Origin of the sequence: Curtobacterium sp. MCLR17_040 (genome assembly GCF_003234735.1) — a bacterium.
Classification (GTDB): Bacteria; Actinomycetota; Actinomycetes; order Actinomycetales; family Microbacteriaceae; genus Curtobacterium; species Curtobacterium flaccumfaciens.
In genome coordinates this window covers 1-26169 of the sequence record NZ_QKTE01000014.1, presented here as the reverse complement: position 1 = coordinate 26169, position 26169 = coordinate 1, and the positions used below count along the sequence as shown (strand labels likewise).

At 72.4% G+C, this 26169-nt stretch carries 25 protein-coding genes and 1 riboswitch; of the genes, 11 read left to right on the top strand and 14 right to left on the bottom strand.

Annotated features, from left to right (window positions below; translation table 11 throughout):
- Positions 1–98: 98 nt before the first annotated feature.
- Together DEJ01_RS12410 and DEJ01_RS12405 are read right to left on the bottom strand one after the other, a co-directional pair.
- A complete protein-coding gene (locus DEJ01_RS12410) occupies positions 99–1967 on the bottom strand; it encodes a hypothetical protein (RefSeq protein WP_111093146.1) in 1869 nt (622 codons plus the stop codon).
- Positions 1968–2127: 160 nt separating this feature from the next.
- A complete protein-coding gene (locus DEJ01_RS12405; RefSeq protein WP_111047392.1) occupies positions 2128–3030 on the bottom strand; it encodes a LysR substrate-binding domain-containing protein in 903 nt (300 codons plus the stop codon).
- A 105-nt stretch (positions 3031–3135) separates the two neighbouring features.
- Between DEJ01_RS12405 and DEJ01_RS12400 the strand changes: the two genes are divergently transcribed.
- Positions 3136–6612 (top strand): bifunctional proline dehydrogenase/L-glutamate gamma-semialdehyde dehydrogenase, encoded by a 3477-nt coding sequence (locus DEJ01_RS12400; protein WP_111093145.1) that lies wholly within the window; start codon positions 3136–3138, stop codon positions 6610–6612.
- Positions 6613–6836: 224 nt separating this feature from the next.
- Entirely contained in the window at positions 6837–7277 is a 441-nt protein-coding gene (locus DEJ01_RS12395; RefSeq protein ID WP_111093144.1) for a VOC family protein, read from the top strand.
- Between the two features lie 5 nt (positions 7278–7282).
- On the opposite strand, the gene DEJ01_RS12390 is transcribed toward DEJ01_RS12395, so the two are convergent.
- Complete coding sequence (locus DEJ01_RS12390) at positions 7283–7726, bottom strand: thioesterase family protein (protein ID WP_111039501.1); 444 nt, start codon at positions 7724–7726, stop codon at positions 7283–7285.
- Entirely contained in the window at positions 7723–8331 is a 609-nt protein-coding gene (locus DEJ01_RS12385; RefSeq protein WP_111093143.1) for a QsdR family transcriptional regulator, read from the bottom strand. The genes DEJ01_RS12390 and DEJ01_RS12385 overlap by 4 nt, the downstream gene beginning before the upstream one ends.
- Before the next feature lie 59 nt (positions 8332–8390).
- On the opposite strand from DEJ01_RS12385, the gene DEJ01_RS12380 reads away from it, so the two are divergent.
- A complete protein-coding gene (locus tag DEJ01_RS12380; RefSeq protein WP_111093142.1) occupies positions 8391–9572 on the top strand; it encodes an acyl-CoA dehydrogenase family protein in 1182 nt (393 codons plus the stop codon).
- 39 nt (positions 9573–9611) lie between these two features.
- Here DEJ01_RS12380 and DEJ01_RS12375 read toward each other — a convergent pair whose 3' ends face one another.
- Together DEJ01_RS12375 and DEJ01_RS12370 are read right to left on the bottom strand one after the other, a co-directional pair.
- A complete protein-coding gene (locus DEJ01_RS12375) occupies positions 9612–11690 on the bottom strand; it encodes an alpha/beta fold hydrolase (RefSeq protein ID WP_111093141.1) in 2079 nt (692 codons plus the stop codon).
- The gene (locus tag DEJ01_RS12370) at positions 11687–12583 is read right to left on the bottom strand and encodes a patatin-like phospholipase family protein (protein WP_111093140.1); all 897 of its coding nucleotides are present in this window, start codon (positions 12581–12583) and stop codon (positions 11687–11689) included. The genes DEJ01_RS12375 and DEJ01_RS12370 overlap by 4 nt, the downstream gene beginning before the upstream one ends.
- Positions 12584–12696: 113 nt before the next feature.
- On the opposite strand from DEJ01_RS12370, the gene DEJ01_RS12365 reads away from it, so the two are divergent.
- A complete protein-coding gene (locus tag DEJ01_RS12365; protein WP_146247607.1) occupies positions 12697–13506 on the top strand; it encodes a GAF domain-containing protein in 810 nt (269 codons plus the stop codon).
- 41 nt (positions 13507–13547) lie between these two features.
- Complete coding sequence (locus DEJ01_RS12360) at positions 13548–13733, top strand: hypothetical protein (RefSeq protein ID WP_111093138.1); 186 nt, start codon at positions 13548–13550, stop codon at positions 13731–13733.
- A 109-nt stretch (positions 13734–13842) separates the two neighbouring features.
- On the opposite strand, the gene DEJ01_RS12355 is transcribed toward DEJ01_RS12360, so the two are convergent.
- Both DEJ01_RS12355 and DEJ01_RS12350 read right to left on the bottom strand, forming a co-directional pair.
- The gene (locus tag DEJ01_RS12355) at positions 13843–14874 is read right to left on the bottom strand and encodes an NADPH:quinone reductase (RefSeq protein ID WP_111093137.1); all 1032 of its coding nucleotides are present in this window, start codon (positions 14872–14874) and stop codon (positions 13843–13845) included.
- 49 nt (positions 14875–14923) lie between these two features.
- Positions 14924–15286 carry a helix-turn-helix domain-containing protein gene (locus tag DEJ01_RS12350; protein ID WP_111093136.1) on the bottom strand — a complete coding sequence of 121 codons (363 nt, stop codon included), beginning with the start codon at positions 15284–15286 and terminating at the stop codon, positions 14924–14926.
- 108 nt (positions 15287–15394) lie between these two features.
- On the opposite strand from DEJ01_RS12350, the gene DEJ01_RS12345 reads away from it, so the two are divergent.
- On the top strand, positions 15395–16042 hold the full coding sequence (locus tag DEJ01_RS12345; RefSeq protein ID WP_111093195.1) for an NAD(P)-dependent oxidoreductase: 648 nt from the start codon (positions 15395–15397) through the stop codon (positions 16040–16042).
- A gap of 177 nt (positions 16043–16219) precedes the next feature.
- Here the strand turns inward: DEJ01_RS12345 and DEJ01_RS12340 are convergent, their stop codons facing one another.
- Positions 16220–17542: an MFS transporter gene (locus DEJ01_RS12340; protein WP_111023764.1), complete on the bottom strand. Its 1323-nt coding sequence runs from the start codon at positions 17540–17542 to the stop codon at positions 16220–16222.
- 136 nt (positions 17543–17678) lie between these two features.
- On the opposite strand from DEJ01_RS12340, the gene DEJ01_RS12335 reads away from it, so the two are divergent.
- Complete coding sequence (locus DEJ01_RS12335; protein WP_071405389.1) at positions 17679–18536, top strand: LysR substrate-binding domain-containing protein; 858 nt, start codon at positions 17679–17681, stop codon at positions 18534–18536.
- A gap of 168 nt (positions 18537–18704) precedes the next feature.
- On the opposite strand, the gene DEJ01_RS12330 is transcribed toward DEJ01_RS12335, so the two are convergent.
- Together DEJ01_RS12330 and DEJ01_RS12325 are read right to left on the bottom strand one after the other, a co-directional pair.
- Entirely contained in the window at positions 18705–19925 is a 1221-nt protein-coding gene (locus DEJ01_RS12330; RefSeq protein ID WP_111093135.1) for a hypothetical protein, read from the bottom strand.
- 251 nt (positions 19926–20176) lie between these two features.
- Positions 20177–20812 carry an NADPH-dependent F420 reductase gene (locus DEJ01_RS12325; protein ID WP_111093134.1) on the bottom strand — a complete coding sequence of 212 codons (636 nt, stop codon included), beginning with the start codon at positions 20810–20812 and terminating at the stop codon, positions 20177–20179.
- A gap of 74 nt (positions 20813–20886) precedes the next feature.
- Between DEJ01_RS12325 and DEJ01_RS12320 the strand changes: the two genes are divergently transcribed.
- The 4 genes from DEJ01_RS12320 (at position 20887) to DEJ01_RS12305 (ending at position 22726) form a co-directional block, all read left to right on the top strand.
- On the top strand, positions 20887–21183 hold the full coding sequence (locus DEJ01_RS12320; RefSeq protein ID WP_111093133.1) for a GNAT family N-acetyltransferase: 297 nt from the start codon (positions 20887–20889) through the stop codon (positions 21181–21183).
- 21 nt (positions 21184–21204) lie between these two features.
- Positions 21205–21666 (top strand): VOC family protein, encoded by a 462-nt coding sequence (locus tag DEJ01_RS12315; protein ID WP_111054996.1) that lies wholly within the window; start codon positions 21205–21207, stop codon positions 21664–21666.
- 83 nt (positions 21667–21749) lie between these two features.
- Positions 21750–22220 (top strand): MarR family winged helix-turn-helix transcriptional regulator, encoded by a 471-nt coding sequence (locus tag DEJ01_RS12310; protein ID WP_051596672.1) that lies wholly within the window; start codon positions 21750–21752, stop codon positions 22218–22220.
- A complete protein-coding gene (locus DEJ01_RS12305) occupies positions 22217–22726 on the top strand; it encodes a metallophosphoesterase (protein WP_111093132.1) in 510 nt (169 codons plus the stop codon). The genes DEJ01_RS12310 and DEJ01_RS12305 overlap by 4 nt, the downstream gene beginning before the upstream one ends.
- Before the next feature lie 103 nt (positions 22727–22829).
- Here DEJ01_RS12305 and thiD read toward each other — a convergent pair whose 3' ends face one another.
- From thiD to thiM, 3 genes are all read right to left on the bottom strand, one after another.
- Positions 22830–24374: a bifunctional hydroxymethylpyrimidine kinase/phosphomethylpyrimidine kinase gene (gene thiD / locus DEJ01_RS12300; RefSeq protein ID WP_111093131.1), complete on the bottom strand. Its 1545-nt coding sequence runs from the start codon at positions 24372–24374 to the stop codon at positions 22830–22832.
- A complete protein-coding gene (thiE, locus tag DEJ01_RS12295; RefSeq protein ID WP_258375710.1) occupies positions 24371–25120 on the bottom strand; it encodes a thiamine phosphate synthase in 750 nt (249 codons plus the stop codon). The genes thiD and thiE overlap by 4 nt, the downstream gene beginning before the upstream one ends.
- On the bottom strand, positions 25117–25980 hold the full coding sequence (thiM, locus tag DEJ01_RS12290; protein ID WP_181438438.1) for a hydroxyethylthiazole kinase: 864 nt from the start codon (positions 25978–25980) through the stop codon (positions 25117–25119). Before thiM ends, thiE begins: the two co-directional genes overlap by 4 nt.
- Positions 25969–26064: riboswitch (TPP riboswitch) on the bottom strand. It overlaps the preceding gene by 12 nt.
- Positions 26065–26169 lie beyond the last annotated feature (105 nt).

Below are 26169 nucleotides of genomic sequence, written 5' to 3'. Positions count from 1 at the left end.
GACCCCCGCACGCGCGGCCTGCCCTGTGGGCTCGGAACGACGGACGGGAGGCGCGGTGCGGGCCCGCACCGCGCCTCCCGTCCGTCCGGGGCCGCGTCTCAGGCGCGACGGCGACGCAGGCGGTGGACCAGCAGACCGCCGCCGGCGGCGAGCAGGCCCAGCGCCCACGCGAGCGGCCCGGAGGCGTCAGCGCCCGTGTAGGCGAGGTGCCCACCGCCGCCGACCGTCGGGGTCGTGTCGCCGACGGTCGCGACCGACGGCCGCACGTCCACGTCGAACGTGGTCGAGACGTCGCCGAGGGCGACCGTGATGGTGTGCGGCGAGGCGTGCGGGAACCCGACGCGGGGCTCCCACTCGCCGTACGGCAGCGTCACTTCGTCGCTGGCCACGCTGCTCGTCACGACGGGCTGCGCGCCGTCGGACTCCTTCGTGCTGTTCCCGAACGCGTCGAGCGCCGTCACCCGGACGACCATCGTCGCCCCCTGGGCCACCGGGACGGCGTCGACCGGGATCGACTTCGGGCTCTCCGCGAAGATCTCGCGCAGGCCCTCGGCGTCGCGGAGCCACCCCTTCGGCGACCCGATCGTGCCGACGAGCAGGCTGAGTTCCTCCGTCGCGGCGGGACGGATGGACAGGTGGACGTACTGGGTAGCAGCGCGGGACCCGTTCATGGCCATGACCTGGAAGTCGTACTCGCCGGCCACCGTCGGGGCGCCGCTCAGGATCCCGCTCGTGTCACCGACGGCGAGGCCGAGCGGTGCGATCGGGTGTTCGTTGCCCGGGACGGGGAACGCCGTCGGGCCGGTCAGCAGGACGTAGTGCAGCTCCGTCGACGACCCCGTCGCGGTGAAGGTTCGCTCGATCTGCTCGCCCGCGGTGGTCTCGATGCGGATGGGTGACTCGGGCGTCGAGGGCTCGGTGAACGTGATGGTGTCCGGGGCGGCGGGCTCGTCGGTGTCCTCGGCGCCGACCACGACCTCGAACGACGTGGAGACGCCCCCTTCGGAGACCGTCACGGTCCGGGTGCCGGTGCCGCCGAAGGTCACGGTGTTCGAGGAGTCCCCGTCGTTCCACACCGCCGAGTCGGAATCGTCCGTGCTCGTGACCGTCGACCGGGGGTAGTCCGGACCAGGCGTGGTCCGGTTGCCGTACGCGTCGACCGCGAGCCCGGCGAGCGTGAGGGGGGTGTCCTCGGCGACGGGGATGCTCGGCACGATGCGGACGCGGCCCTGACCCGCTGCCTGTTCCCAGATCGTGCCGTCGGTCTCGACCTGCCACAGCCCGTTGTAGTCGGGGGTGGCGACGCCGAACGTCACGCCCACGGGGTCACCGGGAGCGACCGTCAGCTCGACGTACTGCGTGATCTCGGTCGAGCCGCTCAGGGCGACGACCTGGAACCGGAAGGTCCCGGCTTCCTTCGGGTCGCCGCTCAGGACACCGGTGTCGACGTTGACCCAGTAGTCGGAGGACGGGGCGTCCTGGATGGCGTAGCCGACGGTGCCGTCGCCGCCGGTGGTCTCGAAGGTGCGTGTGAAGGGCGTGCCGCTGGTGGCGGTGAGCTCGATCGGGTCCTCGGCGGTGGACGGTTCCGTGAAGGCGAGGTCGCTGCCGTCGTCGGCGGCGGGTGCCGCGGGTGCCGCGGGTGCCGCGGGCGCCGAAGGTGTCGCCGGTGCGGTGGGTGCCGTGGGCTCTGGTGCCGGCGTTTCCGGGACCGCAGTCGGCGTCGGGTCGGTGGACGGGCCTCCCGGCTGCTCGTCGGTGTCGACCGTCGTGACGGGCGTGGCGGGTTGGGCCGGCGTACCGGGCTCGGCCGGCGTACCGGGTGTCGCCGTGCTCGTGGCGGTCGTGGGCTCGGCCGCGACGGCGGTCGCGGCGCCGATGCCGAACGCGGACGACGCGGTGACGATGGCGACGGCTGCGCCGATGGCAGCGACCCGTCGTGTGGTGGAGGTGCAGGGCTGGTTCATGGGATCCCCCTCGGATGCCGGTCGGGGCACCGGGAGGTGCCCTCATCCAGGAGATGTCTGCGTCGACGAGATCCTGACGGATGCACAGGTCTCGATCCGGTCACAGCGCTGGCTGGCGCGAGCTGGCTGGCGTGCGCTGGATGACGTGCGCGCCGGCGGATCAGTCGCCGACGGCCGCCGCCGCGCGCTCGAGCGCGTCACGGAGTGCGCGGACCGCCGGGGACGACGACCCCGCGGACCGCACCACGGTGAAGATCGTGCGTCGGGGCCCCTCCGGCAGCTCGAGCAGCCGACAGGTCGTCGTCCGACCGGTCCACATCAGGTCCGGCATCAGGCTCACCGCGTTGCCCGACTCGACCAGGCGGATCTGCGTCTGCAGGTCAGCGGTCTCGTACCGGACGTCGGGCTCGAAGCCCCAGCGCCGACAGACCTGCTCCGCGAAGTGCCGCGACGCGGTGCCGCGGGGTTCCATCACCCAGGGCATGGTGCGGGCGTCCTCGAGCGACGACACCGGGCGCAGGGCAGTGTCGAGCGGGGGCAGGGCGAGCCGGACGGCGTCGGTCGTCAGGTCGGAGCGGTCGAGCCCGGGCAGGTGCGGAGCGGCGTGGGCCGGGTACTGCTCGGCGATGACCATGTCGAAGTCACGAGCCCACGTCTCGTTCAGTGCGGTCTCCGGTTCCCGCTGGACCATCTCGACCCGGACGTCGGGGTGTTCCGTGGCCATCTCGTGCAGGGCGCTCGGCATCAGGGCGAGGGCCGCGGACTGGAACACCGCGACCCGGACGCGGCCCTGCACGGACGACAGGGTGTCCTCGACCTGGGACTGCGCGTGCTCGAGGACGTCGAGCACCTGGCCCGCCGCGGCCACCAGCACCTCGGCCTGCGGGGTGAGCTGGAGCCGACGCCCGGCCTTGCGGAGGAGCTGCACGCCGGCCTCCCGCTCCAGGGCGCTCAGCTGCTGCGAGACCGCCGACGGGGTGAAGTTCACGGCCTCGGCGACGGCCGCGATCGTGCCGCGGATGGACAGCTCACGGAGGAGCACGAGACGGCGGACGTCGAGCATGGTCCGACGCTAGCCGGATCAGGACCGGAACGGTAGCGGAACTGAACGGTATCCATCAGGAACGCTCACTTCCGCTACCGCATCCCGGACCTCCACACTGAACCCATGACGACGCTGCACGAGGACTCCGCCATCGACCACGACGCCCTGGCGGACCAGTCCGTCGCGCTCGTCCGACAGTGGCTCGCCGAGGCCGAGTCCTACCCGGTCGACGGCTCCGCGAAGCAGCTCGCCGGCGTGCTCGCCGACCCCGCCGGACTCGACTTCGCCGTCGGGTTCGTCGACGGGGTCGTGCGACCGGAAGACCTCGCCGTCGCCGCCCGCAAGCTCCGCCAGATCGCCCCGGACGCCCCCGGGTTCCTGCCCGCCGCGCTCCGCGGACTCGTCCGGCTCGGCGGCGGCATGGCCCCGATGCTGCCGAACGTCGTGGTCCCCATCGCCCGACGCGTCCTCCGCAACATGGTCGGCCACCTGATCGTCGACGCCACCGACTCCAAGCTCGGCCCGGCCATCGCCGGCATCAAGCGCGACGGCGTCCGCCTCAACGTCAACCTGCTCGGCGAAGCCGTCCTGGGCGAGCGCGAAGCCGCCCGCCGACTCGAGGGCACGCACAAGCTCCTGGCCCGCGACGACGTCGACTACGTCTCCATCAAGGTGTCCTCGACCGTGCACCCGCACTCGCCGTGGGCGTTCGGCCACGCGGTGGACGACATCGTCGAGCAGCTCCGACCGCTCTTCCAGCGTGCCGCAGCCGCCACCCCGGCCAAGTTCATCAACCTCGACATGGAGGAGTACAAGGACCTCGACCTCACCATCGCGGTCTTCACGAAGCTCCTCGACGAGCCCGAGTTCCTCAGCCTCGAAGCCGGCATCGTGCTGCAGGCGTACCTGCCCGACGCGCTCGCCGCGATGCAGGAGCTGCAGGAGTGGTCCGCCGCCCGCCGTGCCCGCGGTGGTGCCGGCATCAAGGTCCGTCTGGTGAAGGGCGCGAACCTGCCGATGGAGCAGGTCGAGGCCTCGGTGCACGGTTGGCCGCTCGCCACCTGGCACACCAAGCAGGACTCGGACACCAACTACAAGCGCGTGCTCGACTGGGCGCTCACCCCGTCGCGCGTCGAGAACGTCCGCGTCGGTGTCGCCGGGCACAACCTGTTCGACGTCGCGCACGCCTGGCTGCTCGCCGGTGAGCGCGGCGTGCGGGACGGCATCGAGTTCGAGATGCTGCTCGGCATGGCGCAGGGGCAGGCGTCGGCCGTGAAGAACACCGTCGGTTCGCTCCTGCTCTACACGCCGGTCGTGCACCCGGGCGAGTTCGACGTCGCGATCGCCTACCTGATCCGTCGCCTCGAAGAGGGAGCGTCGCAGGACAACTTCATGTCCGCGGTCTTCTCGCTGGTGTCCTCGCCGCCGCTGTTCGCCCGTGAAGAGGAGCGCTTCCGCGCCTCCCTGGTGCCGCTCGCGACGCCCGAGGGCCTCGAAGCACCGGCCTCACACCGGGTCGCCGACCGCTACGCCGCCGTCGGCCGCCCCGGCCCCGGCCACTTCGAGAACACCCCGGACAGTGACCCGTCGGTCGGCGCCGTCCGCGCCTGGGGCGACGCCATCACCGCACGGGTCGCCTCGTCGACGCTCGGCGTCCGCGCCGTCCAGGAGGCCCGGGTCGACTCCGCCACGGCGCTCGACACCGCGCTCGGTCGCGCCAAGGCCGCCGGTGCGGTCTGGGGGACCTGGTCCGGTGGTGCACGTGGCGCCGTGCTGCACGCCGTCGGCGACGCACTCGAGGCGAACCGCGCCGCCCTCATCGAGGTCATGGCGTCGGAGACCGGCAAGACCATCGACCAGGCCGACCCCGAGGTGTCCGAGGCGATCGACTTCGCGCACTTCTACGGCACCCTGGCGTCCTCGCTCGACGACGTCGACGGTGCGACCTTCACGCCCGCGGCGCTGACCCTGGTCGCGCCGCCGTGGAACTTCCCCGTCGCGATCCCCGCCGGATCGACCCTCGCTGCGCTGGCGGCCGGGTCCGCCGTCGTGCTGAAGCCCGCGCCGCCCGCCGAGCGCTCCGGGGCCGTGCTCGCCTCGATCATCGAGACCGCGCTCGACGCCCACGGGGCCCCGGCCGACGTGCTCGCGTTCCTGCAGGTGTCGGAGAACGACCTCGGGCAGCAGCTCATCGCGTCGCCGATGGTCGACCAGGTCATCCTCACCGGTGCGTACGAGACGGCCGAGCTGTTCCGCTCGTTCCGCCCCGACCTGCCGCTGCTCGCCGAGACCTCGGGCAAGAACGCCGTGATCGTCACGCCGTCGTCCGACCTCGACCTCGCCGTGAAGGACGTCGTCGCGTCCGCGTTCGGGCACGCCGGCCAGAAGTGCTCGGCCGCGTCCCTCGTCGTCATGGTGGGCTCGGTCGCGAAGTCGAAGCGCTTCCGCAACCAGCTGCTCGACGCGGTGGCCTCGCTCACGGTGGGCTACCCGACCGACGCCGCGACGCAGATGGGTCCCGTCATCGAGCCGGCCTCGGGCAAGCTGCTCGACGGCCTGACGAAGCTCGGCGCGGGGGAGTCCTGGGCCGTCGAGCCGAAGCAGCTCGACGAGACCGGCAAGCTCTGGAGCCCAGGTGTCCGACAGGGCGTCCGCCGCGGCTCGGAGTTCCACCGCACCGAGTACTTCGGCCCGATCCTCGGCATGATGACCGCCGACTCCCTCGACGAGGCGATCGACATCGTGAACGAGGTCGACTACGGCCTGACCTCGGGCCTGCACTCGCTCGACCCGGCCGAGATCGGCACGTGGCTGTCGCGGATCCAGGCGGGCAACCTCTACGTCAACCGCGGCATCACGGGCGCCATCGTCCGCCGCCAGCCGTTCGGCGGGTGGAAGAAGTCGGCCGTGGGCGCCGGCACGAAGGCCGGTGGGCTGAACTACCTGCTCGGGCTCGGGTCGTGGACGCCGGCACCGGCGGTTGCTGCATCCGGTGTCGCCGTGTCGGGTCCGGTCTCGGCGTTCGCCCGGGCTGCCGAGGTCGCGTCGCCGATGCTCGACCGTGCGCTCGCGTCCGACGAGCAGGCCTGGTCGACGCTGTTCGGCACTGCGACGGACGTCTCGGCGCTCTCCGCCGAGCGGAACATCGCCCGGTACCTGCCGTTCCCGTCGGTGCAGGTGCGCCTGGCCGCGGTCGCCGACGCGGACGCTGACGCCTCGGTGATCGAGCTCGTCCGCGTCGTCGCAGCCGCACTCCGGGCGGGCACGACGATCGAGGTCTCCACGGCCGCGACGCTGCCGTCGTCCGTCGCCTCGGCGATCCGGTCGCTGCCGATCGTGCGCTCGCTGTCGCAGACGGTGTCCGACGGGGCCTTCGCGAGCTCGGTCGCCTCGGGTCCCTCGACCCGGGTGCGGCTCATCGGTGGGGACACCTCGGCGCTGTACTCCGCCGTCGGTGGTCGTCCGGACGTCGCGGTGTACGGCGGCCCGGTGACCGAGGCCGGGCGGCTCGAGATCCTGCCGTTCGTCCGCGAGCAGGCGGTGTCGATCACGGCGCACCGCTTCGGCACGCCGAACCACCTGACCGACGACCTGATCTGACCCCGGACCGCGGCGCTGGCGTTCGGGTCCAGCGCCGCTTGCACGACCGAAGTGCCCCCGAACCGCGCGATCGCGTGGTTCGGGGGCACTTCGGTCGTGCGGCGTGCGGAACGCCGTGCACGGGGCTGTCCGGTCGCCGCACCGCCTCGGGTGCTTCGGAGGGACCGAGCGTTGCCTCGGGTGCGCGTCGCAACCACGGCGCGCAACCCATGAGGAGCTCCACCATGACCGAGCCGTTCGCACGCCCGACCGCCCTGGCCCACGTCCGTGTCACCGTGACCGACATCCACCGGAGCAAGGCCTTCTACCAGCTGCTGCTCGGCACGGATCCGGCGATCGACTTCAGCGACCAGGTCGACGAGCCGGGTGTCCGCGAGGACCGCGAGCGTTTCTACGGCGGATCGGTGTTCCGGCTCGGTGACCAGGTGTTCGGACTCCGTCCGGTCGCTCCCGCAGGGCAGACGTTCGATCCGGACACCGTCGGCCTCGACCACGTGAGCTTCGTCGTGGGTTCGGTCGACGAGCTGCACGAAGCGGCCGCCCGACTCGATGCCGCGGGTGTCGAGCACGGCGACGTCACCGACCTCGGCGACGCCGGCATGGTGATCCTGTCCGTGCAGGACCCTGACGACATCAACCTCGAGCTGGCTGCCCTCAAGGGCTGAGGTCGTCAGTCGGCGACGGCGGGCTGCTGCGCGACCATCGAGCCGGTCACGAGCTCGCGGAGCTCGGCGGGCAGCGGGATCGGACGGCGGGCGCCCTCGCGGTCGATGATGACGTGCACGAACTCACCGGTGGCGAGCAGGGCGCCGTCGGACTGGCGGAACAGGCCGAACTCCCACGACAGGCTCGTGGTGCCGAGGTGCTTCGAGCGCATCCCGACCTCGATGACGTCCGGCCAGACGGCGGACTCGACGAACCGGCAGCTCGACGACACCAGCACGGCGATCCACTCCGACGAGAACGGGTCGAGCCCGGCGGCCTCGCGGAACCAGTACGTCGACGCGTTGTCCATCGCCGAGTAGTAGATCGTGTTGTTGACGTGCCCGAACATGTCGTTGTCGTTCCACCGGGTGGGGTAGGAGCGGCGGAACGGGTACTCGTCGATGGTCATCGGTCTCCGATCGGTGGTGCGGGTGTGGCGTGCACCGCGTCGGGCCGCAGGACGTACTCGAACGCCGCACGGGCCCGGTCGGGATCAGGGGTCTCACCGGAGATGAACTCGGCGTAGGTGAACGACTCGGAGATCCGGACGAGCAGCCGTGCGAGCTCCTCAGCCGACAACGGTGCCGGATCGAACGTACCGGACGACTCCTGCTGCTCGATGAGAGCGTTCACCCGGGCGACGAAGCGGCTCTGCACGTCACTGTCCGAGGTGGTGAGCAGACGCATCGCCCGAGCGGGTTCGCGCGTCAGGAACGCCCGGAAGTACGGGGCGTCGATCAGGTCGGCGGTGAACCGGTCGAGCACGACGACGAGCCTGGCAGCTCCGGTCGCCCCGATCTCGTCGGCGGCATGGGTGGCCCTGTCGATGGTCGGGACTGCGAGGGACCACAGGATCTCGGACAGCAACCGGTCACGGTTGCCGACCCACCGGAACAGCGACGTGCGGTCGACGCCGAGTGCGGCAGCCAACGCCCCCATGTCGATCCGTGAGCCGGCGATGAAGGTGTGACGGGCCTCCCGGAAGGCGCGCAGCGCAGAGTCTGATGTGTACACGCGATCCTCTCTTGCAACGTTTTCGAGAATGATGCATCGTGGTTCCCATGTCAACGACGATGCCCGCGACGCCCCTGCTCGAATCGGACTTCTACGGCTTCCAGCAACAGCTCACCGAGCAGGAGCGCGCGTCGCTCGGGCAGCTCCGGCAGTACCTCGAGCGCGAGGTCGCGCCCATCGCCGACGAGTACTGGGCGCGCGCCGAGTTCCCGATGCAGGTGATCGCGCCGCTCGCCGAGCTCGGCATGTACGGGCCCGGCGTCCCGCTCGTGCGGCAGTTCGAGAACTCGGCCGTGTACCGCGGCTGGGCGGCCCTCGAACTCGGACGCGTGGACGCGAGCGTCGCCACCTTCATCGGCGTGCAGTCCGGCCTGGCGATGAACTCGATCGCGGTCGCCGGCAGCGACGAACAGCAGCGCGAGTGGCTCCCGCGGATGGCCACGGGCGAGATCGTCGGGGCGTTCGGGCTCACCGAGCCGTACTCCGGCAGCGACTCCGCGAAGGGCCTGCGCACCACCGCCCGGCGCGAGGGCGACGAGTGGGTGCTCGACGGCGAGAAGCGCTGGATCGGCAACGCCACGTTCGCCGACGTCGTCGTGATCTGGGCGAAGGACGTCGCCGACGGTCAGGTCAAGGGCTTCCTCGTCACCACCGACACCGCGGGCTTCACCGCGACGAAGATCGAGGACAAGATCGCGCTGCGCGGCGTGCAGAACGCCGACATCGTCATGCACGACGTCCGGGTGCCCGAGTCGCGCCGGCTGCAGAACGCGACGTCGTTCCGCTCGACCGCCGAGGTGCTCCGACTGACCCGCACCGAGGTCGCCTGGCAGGCCGTCGGCATCGCGGTCGGTGCGTACGAGGCCGCGCTGGCCTACGCCCGCGAGCGGATCCAGTTCGGCAAGCCGATCGCCGCCCACCAGCTCGTGCAGGACCTGCTCGTCAAGTCGCTGTCGAACATCACGGCCTCGATCGCACTGTGCACGCAGGCCTCGGCCATGCAGGACGCCGGGGTCGGTGGCGACGAGCACTCCGCGATGGCCAAGGCGTTCGCCACCGCGAAGATGCGGGAGACCGTCGCCTGGTGCCGCGAAGTACAGGGCGGCAACGGCATCGTGCTCGACAAGGGCGTGGCCCGGTTCTTCGCCGACGCCGAGGCGATCTACTCGTACGAGGGCACGCGCGAGGTCAACACCCTGATCGTCGGACGGGCGATCACCGGGCAGGCCGCGTTCGTCTAGCGGCCCGCCCGGCTTGCGCCGGCTCGCCGGGCGCGTGCGCTACCCGAGCAGCGCCGGCCGCTCCCACTCCTGGTCGAGCACGTGCTGCCCCAGGAACGCGAACACCGTCTCGTACCAGACCACCGCGTGCTGCGGAGCGAGCACCCAGTGGTTCTCGTCCGGGAAGTACAGGAACCGGTGCGGCATCGAGCCGTCCGGTCCCGCGTGGTGCTCCGCGAGCTCGGACCAGAGCCGCAGCCCCTCGCCGATCGGCACCCGGTAGTCCTTGTCGCCGTGGATCACGAGCATCGGTGACGTGATGTCGGCCACGAACCGGTGCGGGTCGTTCGCCGCGATCCCCTCGGCGTCGAAGATCGACGACCAGTACTGCGACGAGTCCGTCGTGCCGTTGAACTGGTCGAGCGCCCACAGGCTCGCGTGGGTGACGATCGCCCGGAACCGGTCGGTGTGCCCGGCGACCCAGTTCGCCATGTACCCGCCGAACGACCCGCCCATCGCGGCGGTGCGGGTCGCGTCGATGTCCGCCCGCGCCTCGGCCACGTCGGTGATCGCCATCAGGTCGGTGTACGGCGCCTGCCCCCAGGCGTTCCAGCCGCGGTTCACGAAGTCGAGTCCGTATCCGGTGGAGAGCGCTGGATCCGGCAGCAGCACGGCGTAGCCCCGGGCTGCAAGCAGCATCGGGTTCCAGCGCCAGGACCACTGGTTCCACGAGTTGAGCGGTCCGCCGTGGATCCACAGGACGAGCGGGTGCGGCCCGTCGCCCTCGGGCACGACCAGCCAGCCGCGCACGCGGGCGCCGTCGGCTGCGGTCGTCTCGACCTCTTCCAGATGGGCGGGCACGTCCGGCAGGGGCGCCGGAGTCGCCAACGGGGTCACCGTGCCGTCCGTCGCGATCCGCACCGGGTGCAGCGGGGCCGCCCAGGAGGCCCGGAGCGCCACGACCACGCCCGTCGCCGCCGCCACGCGCAGGCTCGAGTACGCCCAGTCGTCGTGCGTCAGCTGCTCGACGGCGCCGCCGTCGAGGGGGATGCGGAAGACCGGCGCGCGGCCGTCCTGGTCGGCGACCGCCAGGAGCGCGCGGTCGCCGTGCTCGAACACGAGTTCGCTCGGCCAGCGGTCCCAGTCGGTCGCGACACGGCGGGCGTCGGAGCCGTCGATGCCGGCGACCCAGACCTCCTGCTGGTTCGCGCCGGCCGGTGTGGAGCGGACGGTGCGGACCCAGGCGATCGTCCGGCCGTCGTGGCTGAGCGCCGGCATCTCGTGGTCGACGTCGACGTCGTCGAACAGCACCGTGCGGTGGCCGTTGGACAGGTCGATGGTGACGAGCGTCGAGCGGTCCCCACGGGCCTCCCGGACGCCGACGGATGCCAGCAGGACCGAACCGTCGGGCGTGAGCGCCCCGTTGACGTGGTCGAGCGAGCGTCCGGGGGCCGGTGTGCGGTCGACGGGCTGGACGGGCTCGGCGCTGGCGCCGACGGCGTCGCTGCCGGTGTCGCTGTCGCTGTCGGCCGTCTCGAGCGTCAGCACGTGCGTCTGGGCCGGCCCGAGGTCGTGGTCCCAGTACCGGACCGGGTAGGTCTCGTGCAGGATCGCGCGGACCTGCTTGTCCTTCCGGCTCTTCCGGAGCTCCGCGTCGGCCTCGAGCACGGTCGCGGGGTCGGAGCCGGCCCCCGGCAGCAGGTCGGCGGTCAGCGCCACGACGTCCGACGAGGCCGCGGTGGCCAGGACCCCACCGACGCCGCCGGCCAGGCGGGTGAGCGGACGTGCCTCGCCACCGTTCGCAGGCAGCACCCAGAGCTGGGCTGTCTCGAGGTCGGTGGCGTCGGCGTCGGGCCGGGCGGAGACGAAGAGCAGGTCGCCGGTGCGGGTGAAGGCGATGCCGCCCTCGCCCCTGGCGGAGCGCGTGAGGCGGACCGGGCGTGCGGCGGGTGTGCCGGCGTCGTCCGCGTCCTCGGCCGGGGCTGCTGGTACCTGCCAGATCGACCGGCGGTACCCGGTGCCGTCGGGGTCGAGGGCACTGACCGTCAGGGCGACGCGGGTGCCGTCGGGGCTGATGTCGATGCCGTCGACGCGGGGGAGCGCGATGTACTGGTCGAGGTCGGAGAACGGGGTGCTCATGCGTGCACGCTCGCCAGGTCCTCGGCCCAGAAGGCGGCGACCTGCTCGGCGACCACGGTGCCCTGGGCGTGGCCGGCTTCGGCCGACGGTGCCTGGGTGGCGAGCGAGAGCGAGTTCGTGCCGAAGGCCTGCTGGGACGCGCTGTCCGCCACCACGACCTCGACCGACGAGCCGCCGGCCCGCAGGGCCTCGACGGCGACGTCGAGCCAGGGCCCGCACGGGGACGGGCCCTCGGGGCCGCAGGCGATGACGAGCACGCGCTCGTACCCGGCGGCGGCGTCGGCGTTGGTGCCCGAGCGGACACCACCGTCGACGTACGGGCGGCCGTCGATGGCGACCGGCGTCCAGACGAAGGGCACCGAGCAGCTGGCCGCGACCGCACGGGGGAGCGGCACGCCGTCGGCCGCCGTCAGCAGGCGGAAGGTGCCGTCGGTGGCGTCGACCGCGGTGACGGCGAGCGGCTTCTCCGGCCACTCGGTGGACGGGAGCGTCTCGCCGAAGGTCGCTGTCCGCTCGTCGTCGCTCTGACCACCGACGACCTGCTGAGCGGCCTGACCGAGTCGAGCCCGGGCGTCCTGCTCGCCGGTCGCACCCTGCAGTGCTGCGCCGATGTGCTGCTGCACGGCCTCGACGTCGATGGGGGCCGGCTCTTCGTAGGTGGTCGGCGCCGGGGTGTGCTGCTGGTCGTAGGCCTGCTGGACGGCACCGTTCCGGACGAACGCGCCGACGACGCTGCCGGCGCTGGTGCCGACGACGAGGTCGGCGGCGTCGAGGTCGACGCCGGCTTCCTGCAGGGCGACGAGGACGCCGACTTCCCACGCGATGCCGGCGACACCTCCGCCGCCGAGGACGAGGGCTCTGGATCCGGGAACGGGCGTGCTGACGTCGGTCATGGGTCCTGCTTACCAGCTGCGTGCGACGGGCCGGTGGAGGCCGATGGATCCTGTGGAGAACCCGCCTGTGGACAACTCCGTCCGCGTCGGTGGCGTGACCTAGCGTCGTGGCCATGGGGCAACAGCGTTCAGGACGGGTCGGCACGGTCGTGTGGCCGATCGTGGTGGCTGCTGCGCCCACCGCGGCGTTCCAGCTGCCGAACCTGTTCGTCACGCCGTCGGTCCGACTGTCGCTCGTCGCGTTCGGGCTCGTCGTGCTCGTCGGCGCCGTGACCGTGCAGGTGGTCCGGACCCGGCGCAGCGACGCCGCCCGGTCGGTGGCCGAGGACAACGCCACCGCGGCGGAGCTCGAGCAGTCGACGGCGGTCCGGTACGCGTTCGGCCAGATCGCCACCCGGCTCGTCCGGTTCACCGAGCTGCCCCGATCCGAGCGCCACGGTGAACTCTCGGTGGTCGCCGACCGCGTCGCCGTGGCCCTGGCGTTCTACCTGCTGCCCAAGGTGCCCGACGTCCGCGCCAACGTGTACCAGCTGTCCACCGATCTGCGTGCGCTCGAGCCGATCGGTCACGGTGGGGCCGGCGACACCGCCGGGGTCTTCCGCGCCGGCACGCCCTACGGCGACCGCAACCTCGAGTGGGTGCTGGTCGGCGGATCACCCCGGATCGTCGGTGACCGCTCGGCCGACGTCGACGTCGACCAGGACCTGCCGGGCTTCGAGCCGCGGTACACCTCGTACGTCTCGGTGGTGATCCGGTCGGACCAGTACTCGTTCGGCATGCTCACCGTCGACTCTCCGGTCCCCGACGCCTTCACCGAACTCGACGCCAAGAACATCGCGATGATGGCGTCGTTCATGGCCGTCGCGTTCTCGCTGACCTACTCGTTCCCCGAGCGCGACCGCAATCCAAGGAAAGGCCCGTGATGCTCACACGCTCTGTCGGACGCTCGACGTACGATGCCCCCATGACGACCGTGAACCCTGCTCCGCCGTCGTTCGGGCGTGCCCGGATCTCCTCGCCGAACTGGAACGACACCACCACCGACGCCGACTACGAAGACCTCGACGTCATCGCCGCCAACATCGAACGCGAGCGCGCTGCAGCCCGGCTCCGGGTCACCGCAGCCATCGCCGCGCGTCTGGGTCGCTGACCCCTCCCGCATCGTCCACGACGAACGGCTCCCACGCATGCGTGGGAGCCGTTCGTTTTAGCCGGAGCCGGAGCCGGAGCCGGAGCCCGAGCCGGCTCCGATGTCGCAGCTACGGCGCCTCGGTCACGTCGATGAGCACCTTGCCGACCGTGTCCTGCTCGACCGCGTCGTGCGCCTGGGCGGTCTGCCCGAGCGTGAAGCGGGTGAGCGGGAGCCCGGCGTCCTCGCCGACCGGCAGCACACCGTCGTGCAGCGCCTCGGTGACGTCCTCGGCTGCCGCGGACAGCGCCTCGTCGCCGATCGTGTAGAGCAGCAGGAACTGGTAGCGGGCGTTCACGCTCATGTTCGGGCGGATCGGCAGGCTCGCCTCGTCGCCGCCGTTGTTCGCGTAGATCGACACGACGCCGTGGTTCGCCAGCACGTCGGCGACCAGCGCGGCGTTCTGCGGGATCGACACCTCGACGACGATGTCGACACCGTCCGGCGCGATCGACCGGATGCGCTCGGCGGCGTCCTCCTCGCGGTAGTTCACGACGTGGTGGGCGCCGGCCGCCGTGGCGAGGGCTGCCTTCGCGTCCGAGCTGATCGTCGTGATGACGGTCGCTCCGGCCCAGCGGGCGAGCTGGATGGCGGCGTGCCCCACGGCACCGGCGCCGCCGGCGACGAGCACGGTGAAGCCGTCGAGGGCTCCGGGTCCCAGTCGTGCGGGGCCGTCCTCGTGGGTGGTGAGTGCTCGGTGCGCCGTCATCGCGGGGACGCCGAGCGAGGCGCCGACGTCGAACGAGACACCGTCGGGCAGCGGGACCACGCGCGACTCGGGCACGACCGTGTACTCCTGTGCCGTGCCGGTCGGCCGTGACGCCGCCGCCATGAACAGCCAGACGCGGTCACCGACGGTCAGCCCGTCGACTCCGGGGCCGACGGCGTCGACGACACCTGCGCCGTCCTGGTTCGGCGTGATCTCGGGGAAGGGCAGTCCGTCGCCGTACGTGCCGCCGGCACGGGCCTTCCAGTCGGTCGGGTTGACGCCGGAGACGACGACGCGGACGCGGACCTCGCCGGCTCCGGGCTCCGGGATCTCCCGCTCGACGAGTTCGAGGACGTTGCTGGCACCGGGCTTCGTGTAGACGATCGATCGCATGTCCCCAGGCAACCACTCGTCGCCGTCGGGGATTCCGAGTGCGGGGTGCTCAGTGCGCGTCGTACCCCTCGCGCGCCTCGGCCACGTCGGGCATGTGCGAGGTGGCCCAGTCCTCCAGCGGCACGAGCACCGTGCGCAGCGATCGCCCGAGCTCGGTCAGTTCGTACTCCACGTGCGGCGGGATCTCGGGGAACACCGTTCGCGTCACCATGCCGTCGCGTTCGAGCGCCCGCAGCGTCTGGGTGAGCATCTTCTGGGAGACCCCCTGCACCCGGGCCGCCACCGCCGAGTACCGTGCGGGACCGTCGGCGAGGGCGCCGATCGTCAGCACGCTCCAGCGGTCGCCGATGCGGTCGAGCAGCTGCCGGCTGGGGCAGTCCGCCGCGTAGGGGCTGTACTCGAGTGCTGACATGGTGTCCTCCGCAACGCACCGCCAGGTGCCTACTTACTCAAAGAGAGTAACTCTTGTACGGTGACTGTCAACGTCACCGACGCCCAGCACGTCCACGAAGGGAACACCATGACCAACATCGTCGTCTTCGGAGGCACCGGTTACGCCGGCTCCGCCATCACCCACGAGGCACTCTCCCGCGGCATCACCGTCACCGCGGTCGCCCGCGACACGAGCAAGCTCGAGCCGGCCGAGGGTCTCACCCTGGCGCAGGGTGACGCGTTCGACGCCGACTTCGTGTCCGAGGTCACCAAGGGCGCCGACGTCGTCATCGTCTCGCTCCACGCCGTGCAGGCCGACGGCAGCGAGCTGAAGGACAAGTTCCAGCACTTCGTCGACGCCGCCGCTGCAGCCGGTGCGCGGCTCGGCATCGTCGGCGGTGCCGGCTCGATGCGCGTGTCCGAGGACGGCCCCCGCCTCTTCGACACCGACGGCTTCCCGGACGCCTTCAAGGGCGAGGCGAAGAGCCACGCGCAGATCCTCGACGCCCTCCGTGCGTCGGACACCGACGTCGACTGGTTCTACGTGAGCCCCGCCGCGGCCTTCGGCGGCTACAACCCGGGCGAGCGTCGCGGCACCTACCGCGCCTCGGACGAGGTCCTGCTCGCCGACGCCGAGGGCAACTCGGACATCTCCGGCGCCGACTACGCCATCGCGTTCGTCGACGAGATCGTCACCCCGGTGCACCACCAGGCGCGTTTCGGCGTCGCCTACTGAGGCACTGCCCCTCGCGGGACACCGGTGTTCACGCAACACACCGCGGGATCCCGCGGTGTCGAGCGTGAACACCGGTGTTTTGCACACCGCCGGACCCGACCAACGGGCGGACGGGAGGCACGGGGCGGGGCCGCCACGGGCCTCCAGGCCGGCGGGTGGTCACCGCCAGGGCCCGCGTCAGTGCGCGACGATCGCCGGCACCGGTAGGTGGTGGCGCATCCGCACCGCCAGGTGCAGGCCGCCCCGGCGGGCGAGCACGAGCGCGATCACGGCGGCGGCCGCAGCCGGCACGCCTCCGGCGACCATCATCCCCACGTGCGCACCGAAGCGGTCGACGATCTGGCCCATCAGCGGCCCGCCGATCGCCTGTCCACCGAGCAGCACGAGGACGTAGAGCGACATCACCCGGCCGCGGATCGCCACGTTCGACGACAGCTGCACGAGCGAGTTCGACGCGGTCTGAAACAGCAGCTGCGACATCCCGACAGCAACCAGCGCGACGGTGAACGGTGCGATCGCCGGGATCGACCCCGAGACGACGAGCAGCAGGCCCGTCCAGAACACCCCGCCGACGATGGTGCGGAGCCGGACGACGGCCCTCCGGGTGGAGAGCAGCGCACCGACCAGGGCGCCGATCGCCACGGCGGAGTTGAACACCCCGTAGCCGCCGGCGCCGACGTCGTACACCTGTGACGCGAAGGCGGACAGCAGCACGGGCATCGTCAGCGCGAACACCGAGAAGAACGCGACGAGGATCACCGGCACGATGATCGTCGGCTTGTGCACGGCGTAGCGGAGGCCCTCCACGAGCTGCCCCTTGCCGCGGGGCGCCGGCGGTGTGCGGTGCAGTTCGGAGACCTTCAGGAACCCGAGCGTCACGACGACGGCGACGCAGGCGATCGCGTTCACGCCGAACGACCACCCCGCACCGACCGCGACGAGCAGGGCCCCGGACAGCGCCGGGCCGATCATGCCGCCCAGCTGGAACACCGACGAATTCACGCTGATGGCGTTCCGCAGGTGCTTGTGCCCGACGATCTCGGTGACGAACACCTGCCGTGCCGGGTTGTCGATCACGGTGACCATGCCGACCAGGAAGGCGATCACCCAGATGTGCCACGCCTCGACGACGCCGGCGAGCGTCAGGACGGCGAGCAGCGCGGACAGCACCGCGAAGGCTCCCTGGGTGATCATCATGAGCGCGCGCTTCGAGAACCGGTCGACCAGGACGCCCCCGAGCAGCCCGAACAGCAGCATCGGCGCGAACTGACAGGCGACCGTGATGCCGACCTGCGCGACCGAACCGGTCAGCTGCAGCACGAGCCAGTCCTGCGCGATCCGCTGCATCCAGCCGGCGGTCATCGCCACCAGGTTCGTCGCCGTGAACAGCCGGAAGTTCGGCACGGACAGGGCGATGAGCGTGTGGCGCCACGGCGGTCGCGTGGCCTGGATCGGGAGCGGTTCGGTGGGCGGGGGGAGGGTCGTCGGTGACGCGCTCACGGTGCGGGGTTCTCCGGACGTCGGTGTGGATCTGGTACCCCAACGAAACTACGTGGCGCCGGGCCATTCGATACCCCTATGGTGGCTATCACTCCATTGCGATGTCGAATGAGGTCGCACCGACGGAAGGCGCGACGTGCTCGATCCGGTCCTGTTGCAGACGTTCCTGGCCGTGGCGGAGACCGGCAGCTTCACGCAGGCCGGGACCCGGCTCGGCATCAGCCAGCCGACGGTGTCCCAGCACGTCCGGCGCCTGGAGACCGCGGTGGCGCGCACCCTGGTCGCCCGGGACACCCGCGGCGTCGCCCTGACCGACAACGGGGACGCGATGGCCGGGTTCGCACGGACGATCCTCGCCGCGCACGCCACCGCCGACGCCTACTTCTCCGGCGCGGCCACCCGCGGGCGGCTGCGCTTCGGGGCGGCGGACGACCTCGCCATCACCCAGCTGCCGCGGATCCTGCGGGACTTCCGACGGCTGCACCCGCAGGTGAACCTCGAGCTCACGGTGAACCAGTCGGCCCCGCTGCTCCGCCGGGTGCACGCCGGCCAGCTCGACCTGGTGTTCATCAAGCAGACGGCGGGGGAGTCCGCCGAGGGCACCCGGGTCGCGACCGACCAGATGGTGTGGATGGCGCAGGACGGCATCGCCCTGGAACCCGGCGAACCCGTCCCGCTCATCGCGTACCAGGCGCCGAGCATCAGCCGGCAGATGGCGATCGACGCCCTCGAGGCCGCCGGCCGCACCTGGCGGATCACCTGCAACACCCGCGACGTCAACGGGGTGCTCGCCGCGGTGCGCGCGGGCATCGGCGTCGCGGTGTTCCCGCACTCGCTGATCCCGGCCGACCTGGTGAAGGTGTCGCAGCGGCTCGGGCTGCCGGACCTGCCGGCGGTGGACTACGTCCTCATCGCCAACCCGACGGTGCAGCGGGAACCGATCGACGCGCTGACGAACGCGATCCTGTCCCGCGGGGTCGTCCGCGCCGTCTGAGCGCGTGCATCGGCGGCGAGACGCCGGCGTGTTCGGGCTGGTGTCCGCAGCAAGACGCCGGCGTGTTGTCTCGACGCCGCCGAGCCGCCGAGACGCCGCGACTTTCGGGGGCGTCTCGACGTCGACGCGGCGTCCTGCCGAGACGACGGCGTCTGAGCGCTCGCCGCGCTACGGGGCAAGCGTCGGGGTCGTGCCGGTGCCGGTGACGTCCGGCAGCGTCACGCCCGCGAGCGGCAGCAGCGCCGCCGCGACCGCCCACAGCAGCACGATCGTGCCGACGCCACCGAGCACGGCGCCGAGCAGCGCGACCGGCCGCTGCCACGTGGCCGTCCGGTCGCGAAGCGTCACGATCGAGAGGACCAGCGCGAGCAGTCCGAGCACCACGCCGACGCCGTGCACGGTCGCGGGCGCGGTGAACCACCAGGCCGCCAGACCGATCGTCGCGATCCCGGCGACGGCGCCGAGCACTGCGCCGGCGGTCGCACCGAGCGCACGGCGTGGCCCCGGCAGGGCGGCTGCGGCCACGGGCTGGTCGAGCAGTTCGGTCGGGAGGCCCGCCTCGCCCCCGCCAGCACCCTGCGGCACCGGGGTGGGTGCGACCAGGGCCGTGGTCGCCTGGGCTTTCGGGGTCGCGACGGCGGTGCCGCCGGGAGCCGCGGTGGTGGGCGCCGCGTGCAGCACGGCGTCGAACGACCCCGCGGCTGCGGGTGTGGGTGCTGCCGACCGTGCGGCGGCCTGCTGGTGGGCGAAGCGTCGGGGTGTCCGGTAGCCGATCGGGCCGACGGGCTCGGGTTCGGTGCCCTCGACGACCACGTGTTCGAGGCCGGGCACCGAGAACCGGGGCTGTCCGGCGACGGGCACCGCGGGTGCGGCGGTCGGCGGTGCCTCCGGCGAGGGGGTGGTGAGCGGTGCGACGAGTGGTGCGGCGTCCGCCGAGGCGGGTGCGGCGGCGACCGGGGAGACCGGCACCACGAGCCCGGAGGCGGGGACCGACGACGGCGGCACCGCGGGGGTCTCGAACGGCACGGTGTGCACGTTCGGCGACGTCGGGGCCGGGGGCAGCAGTTCCTGCTGCGGCGGGAAGTCGGGCACGGGGGCGTCGGCCTCGACCAGTGCGGCGATCGACGCGGGCTCGGACGTCAGTGCGTGCGCGGCCGGCGCATGCGCGGCGGGTGCCTGCTCAGCCGCGGCGTTCCCCGCCGGGGCGACCGTGGTCGGTGGGACCGGCGCCGCGTGGGCGGCGCGTGACGAGGCGGGGGTGGGGCGGGCCTCCCGGCCGGAGGCGTTCACGTGACCGGCGGCGGCGACCCGCTCGGGCGCGACCTCGTCGACGGGCGGCGCGGTCACCCAGGCCGGGACGGGCCGACGGGGCCGGTCCGATTCGGGCATGCGATGCGCTGCCACTGCGGCGCTCCTTCCGTCGACTGATCCATGCTCAGTTGTAGCGGCAACCGCTGTGTGGATCGCAGCCCCAGTTCGGGGTCGCCGCCGACCGAGGACGACATCGCCGACATGACGACGATCTTCGACCGGGCCTGAGCGGGCTTTTCGCGCCCGGTCGTTTCGCGCTGAGCGACAGGTCACGGGCTGCGGAGCCCGTGAGGTGTCGCTCAGCGCGAAACTGCGTCGGGGGCGCGTCGCTAGCGCGTCGCGGCGGCCAGGGCGTCGCGCAGCTCGGCGGCGGTCATCCGCGGGCCGTAGCCGGGAGTGTCCCGCTGGATGCGCCAGCCCTCCGCGAGCGGTCCGGCGTCGACGACGTCGAAGCCGAACGCGTCGATGAGCTGGGCGACGGTCTGCTTGGCGGAGTCGTCGTCGCCGGCGATGACGAGGGCACGACGATCAGGGGTGCCGGCGGGCGTCGCGTGGCCGGTCAGGTCGTCGGCGCCGATGTGGTTGAACGCCTTCACGACACGGGCGCCGGGCAGGTGGTCCTGCAGCATCTCGGCCGTGGTCGTGGACTGGTCGTCGAGGGCGGCGATGTGGCCGTCGCGCTCCCAGTAGTAGTTGTTCGTGTCGATGACGACCTTGCCGACGAGGGGCTCGACGGGGATCGTCTCGATCGCGGCGAGCGGCACCGTCACGACGACGATCTCGCCCGCTGCGGCTGCCTCGTCGCGGGTCGCTGCGCGTGCGCCGTCGCCGAGTTCCGTGACCAGGTCGGTCAGGGTCTCCGGGCCGCGGGAGTTCGCGATGACGACCTGGTGGCCGTTCCGTACCGCGAGTCGAGCGAGCTGGGATCCGATGTTGCCGGCGCCGATGATTCCGATGGTTGTCATGGTGTCCCTGCAACGCTGCCCGCCCTCGTGCATTCCCCGGGGCGCGAACGCCCCGCCGGGAGCATGATGGCGGCATGGACCCCGAGTTCCGCGACGAGACCGACCAGGACCGCTACGCGATGTACGTCCGCGGCGAGCTCGTGAGCGTGCTCGACTACCGGGTGAACGGTGACGCTGTTGCCTTCCCGCACACGTACACGGTCCCGAAGCACCGCGGCCACGGCTACGCGGCGCAGCTCGTCGAGTACGCCGTCGCCGACGTCGAGTCGTCGACCACGAAACGCATCGTCCCAATGTGCTGGTTCGTCGGCAAGTGGTTCGACGAACACCCCGAGAAAGCCGACCTGCTCAGCCGCAGTGCCGCGGACTGAGCACCGAACGAAGGGGCTCCCGTGCCCACCATCACCCCGTTCCTCTGGTACGACGACCAGGCCGAACAGGCGGCCGAGTACTACGTCGGACTGTTCCCCGACAGTCACGTCGACAGCGTGAGCCGGATGCCCGACGGCCGTGCGCTCGTCGTCGAGTTCACGTTGCTCGGTGCCCCGTACCGCGCGATGAACGGCGGCCCCGGGCACCCGCACACCGACGCCGTCTCGTTCCAGATCGACGTGGACACGCAGGACGAGCTCGACCGGCTGTGGGACGCCCTGCTCGCCGACGGCGGGAGCCCGACGGCGTGCGGCTGGTTGACCGACCGCTGGGGTCTGGCGTGGCAGGTGACCCCGTCGATGCTGGGGGAGTTGATGAGCGGATCGGGTGATCCGGAGGCGAATGCCCGCGTGTTCGAGGCCATGATGCAGATGGTCAAGCTGGACATCCCCGCACTGCAGGCTGCCGCGGGCGGTCGCTGACCCCACTCTCCGCGGACCCGCCGGTAGTGTGACCGGACCAGAAGACCGCCGGCCGGCGCCGGCACAGACAGGCTGGAGCCACCATGGACCACCCGAGTTCGAGGGTCCGCAACAGCGACATCAGCCGGGCGTACACGGAGCTCGCCCGCATCACCCGTCGGGCGAGCATCCGGGCCCGGGGCTCGGACCAGGTGTTGAGCGTCGTCGACCAGTCCCTCGTCGACTTCGTCGTCCAGCACCCGGGCTGCATGGCCATCGACATCGCCCGCTACCTGCGGCTGAACCGTTCGACGATCTCGCGGCAGCTGTCCGGGCTCCTCGCGACCGGGCTGGTGCGGACGACCGACGGCGGCAGCGGCAACGCGAAGCCGCTCGAGGCGACCGACGCCGGCCGCGCAGCGCTCGAGCGGTCGGTGCAGCTGCACCGGGACGCGCTCGACGAACGGCTCGCCGACTGGTCGGACGACGACATCGCACTGCTCGCCGGGCTGCTGGAGCGCCTCGGCGCCTCGGACGAGGCCGGGCTCCCGATGCCGGCACCCACCGAGTCGTGACGACGTCGTTCGTCCTGCTGTCCGACACGCACCTGCCGAAGCGCGCGAAGGACCTGCCGCCCGGGCTGTGGGCCGACGTCGACGCGGCCGACCTCGTGGTGCACGCGGGGGACTGGGTCGACCTGGCCACCCTCGACGCCGTGCAGGCGCGGTCCCGCCGCTTCGAGGGCGTGCGGGGCAACAACGACGGTCCGGAGTTCGACGACCGGCTGCCGCTCGTCGCCCGGTTCGGTGTCGAGGACCTGCGCTTCGCCCTGGTGCACGAGACCGGGGCATCGACCGGTCGGGAGCGCCGGATGGACGCCGAGTACCCGGACACCGACGTGCTCGTCTTCGGCCACTCGCACATCCCGTGGGACACCGTGGCGCCGTCGGGGATGCGCCTGCTGAACCCCGGTTCGCCGACCGACCGCCGTCGCCAGCCCGACCACACGTGGATGCGCGGCACGGTCACCGGCACCGAGCTCTCCGTCGAACTGGTGCGGCTGCCCCCGGTCGCCGGCTAGCCCCGGTCGCGTGCCTGCGTCGGCGCGCCCCGTTCCCGAAAGCGACAGATCCCTGCGGAACTTCTCCGGACATCTGTCGCTTTCGCGGGGTGTTCGACGGCCGTCAGCGCAGCAGTGTCGCTTCGGCGGCACCGACCGCGCCGCCCGCAGCCGCGGTGGCCCCGGCACCAGCAGCCCCTGCCAGCGGCATCCGGAAGAACGCGAGCTCCCACTCCGCCGAACGCCGGAACGCCCGCGCCATCCGCCCCCGCTCGTCGGGCGTCGCCGCACGGGCTGCCTCCTCGACGAGCCGGGTCGCCTCGGCGCTCGACGCCGCGAACCCCGGGTCCCCGTACGCCGTGATCCAGTCCGCGAAGGCGTGCCCGTCCGGAGCGACCCCGAGCTGCGACCCGACCCAGGCGTAGACCCGGAAGCACGGCAGCACCGCGGCGGCGAGCACCGCACGGGAGCCGGAGTCGGCGGCCTCCTGCAGGTGCGCGAGGTACCCGCCGCACGTGGGGTGCACGGGATCGTCGGCGTGCGAGCCGGCCAGCCGACGGTGGTGCAGGTCGCGGGCCTCGTCGGCGCACCCCTGCGCAGCCGCCGCCCAGAACGCAGCAGCATCACCAGCGCCAGCACCGGCACCGGCAGCGCCGCCCCCGAGTGCCGCCAGGTGCCGCTCGTACGCCCGCAGGTAGTGGACGTCCTGCGCCAGGTAGCCCGCGAACACCTCCGGCTCGAGGGTCCCGTCCCGGAGCCCCACCAGGAACGCGCAGTCGATCGTCTCCTGCAGCACCGATGCCGCATCGGCCCACCACACGTCCGTGTACGACAGCGCCGGCAGGGCTGCCCGCGCCTGCGCCCCGTGGTCGACCGGGCCGTTGCCGCTCCCGACCGACAGTGCGTCGGCCCCGCGCAGCGCCGCCGTCAGCCACTCCTTCGCCACCCCGACCGCGAGCTCCCAGTCGCCGTGCCGCGCGGCGAGCGTCGCGATCGCACTGGAGAGCGAGCACCCGGTGCCGTGCGTGTTCGTCGTCGCGACCCGGGGACCCGTGAACACCCGCACGGTACCGTCCGGTGCCACGAGCACGTCGTCAGAGGTCGGCCCCTCGTCGTGGCCGCCCTTCGCCAGCACCAGGACGTCCCAGCGCGCCGCCACCGCACGCGCCGCCGCCAGCGACGAAGCCGACGCCGACGCACCACGACCGGGCACACCGGACCCGGCCAGTTCCGCCAGCACCACGAGCTCGGCCCGGTTCGGCGTCACCAGGTCGGCGAGCGCGAACAGCGCTCCCATGGCCGCGGCCGCGTCCTCGTCGAGCAGCCGGTCCCCGCTCGTCGCCACCATCACCGGGTCGACGACGACCACCGGCGGCCGGTGCTCCCGCAGCCAGTCCGTCACGACCCGCACGACGTCGGCGGTGCCGAGCATCCCGATCTTCACCGCGTCGACCACGACGTCGTCCGACACCGCGTCGAGCTGCTCCCGCAGGAACCCGACGTCCGGCACGTGCACCGACCGCACCCCGTGCGTGTTCTGCGCGACGAGCGCCGTCAGGACCCCCATCCCGTACCCGTCGTGCGCGGCGATCGCCTTGAGGTCCGCCTGCATCCCGGCCCCGCCCGTCGGGTCGGTCCCGGCGATGGTCAGCACCCGTGGGACGCTCATGCGTCCGCCCCGTGGTGCGTGGCGTCGGCCTGGAGGGACGGATCGCCTGCACCTGACGGCCTCGCCTCCGTCCCGTGGTCGGGTCCAGGGCCCCACGCGGCCACGTACGCCGCCGCCGCGGATCCGGGGTCGGCCGCAGCGCAGATGCCCGACACGATCGCGACCCCCGCGGCACCGGCAGCCCGGAGCGGCGCGACGTCGTCGAGGGTCACCCCGCCGATCGCCACGCACGGCACGTCGGTCGCGGCGGCCAGCCGGGCGAACCCGTCGTGGCCCAGCGCCGGCGGGTGGTCCGCCTTCGTCGCCGTGGGGTGCACGACCCCGACGCCGAGCAGGTCCACGGTGCCGCGGGGGAGTCGCTCGACGGCAGCCAGGTGCGCGAGCGTGTTCGCGGTGAGGCCCACGTGGGCGTCCGCTCCGAGCAGGGCACGGGCGGCGGTGACGGGGACGTCGGACTGGCCGAGGTGCACGCCCGCGACCCGGTGTCCCGCGTGCCGTGCGGCGAGGGCGACGTCGAGCCGGTCGTCGACCACCACCGTCGCACGGTCCCCGACGGCGTCGGCGACCGCCGCGGTGAGTGCCAGCAGGTCACGCGCCGAGGCGTCCTTGTCCCGTACCTGCACGATCCGGACCCCGGCGTGCACGGCGGCACGGACGACCCCGAGCACCCCGATGCCGTGCCGGTCGGCCAGGGCACCGTCGGTCACCAGGTAGACGCCGAACCCGGCGGACTGCAGCCCGCTCATGCCGACACCGCCCGGGCACCGACAGGAGCGGTCTCGACCGTGATCCGGGCCTCGCGGACGACGTCCTCCGGGGTCAGCGACGCCAACCGGTCGAGGAACAGCGGCTGGAAGGTCCCCGGCCCACCGGCATCCCGCGCCGCGAGCTCCGCGGCGATCGTGTGCACGGCGGTGGCGGCGACGGCAGCGGCACCCGCGTCCTCCGGCGCGACCGACGTGAACGCGGCGACGACCGCGCCGAGCGCACACCCGCCACCGGTGATCCGCGTCAGCAGGTCGGTCCCGTTCGCCACCCGGACCACACCGATGCCCGGCGCGACCAGCAGGTCGACCGCACCCGACACGGCCACCGCGGCCACGAGCCTCCCGTCCGAAGCAGCGACGGACGCGACCCGGGCGTCCTCCGTGCCCACCGTGCTGTCGACCCCGCGGCCACCGGCCGAGTCGCCGAGCAGGGCGAGCACCTCGGAGGCGTTGCCCCGCAGCACCGTCGGGTGCAGCGCGAGCAGGTCGCGCGCCAGGGCGGTGCGCACCGGCAGCGAGCCGACCGCCACCGGGTCGAGGACCCACGGGGTCCCCGCGTCACGGGCGGCGTGCACGGCCTCCAGCGCGGCGACCCGCGGTTCGGCGTGCGGGGTACCGGTGTTCACCAGCAGGGCATCGGCGACGCGGGCGAACGGCCCCGCCTCGGTCGCCACGTCGACCATCGCGGGCGAGGCCCCGAGCGCGAGCAGCACGTTCGCCGTGACGTTCTGCACGACCGTGTTCGTGATGCACTGCACCAGCGGGGCCCGGGCACGCACGGCCTCGAGCAGTTCGGCGGTTCGGTGGGCCCAGGCAGGGGAGGGCGCAGCGGTTTCCATGGACGATCCCTTCGCGAGTACGAGCTCGAGCAGGTTCGACGGGTGTGATCTCAGCCGCTGGATGCGGCACCCCGTGTCTCGAGCGACACCGTACACGACGCCCGGTGACCACTTCGAGGCCCGCTCCGGGCACCGTGTGCCAGGGTTGGAGCGTGCCAGATGCAACGCCCCCCGGGCCCCCACCCGGCC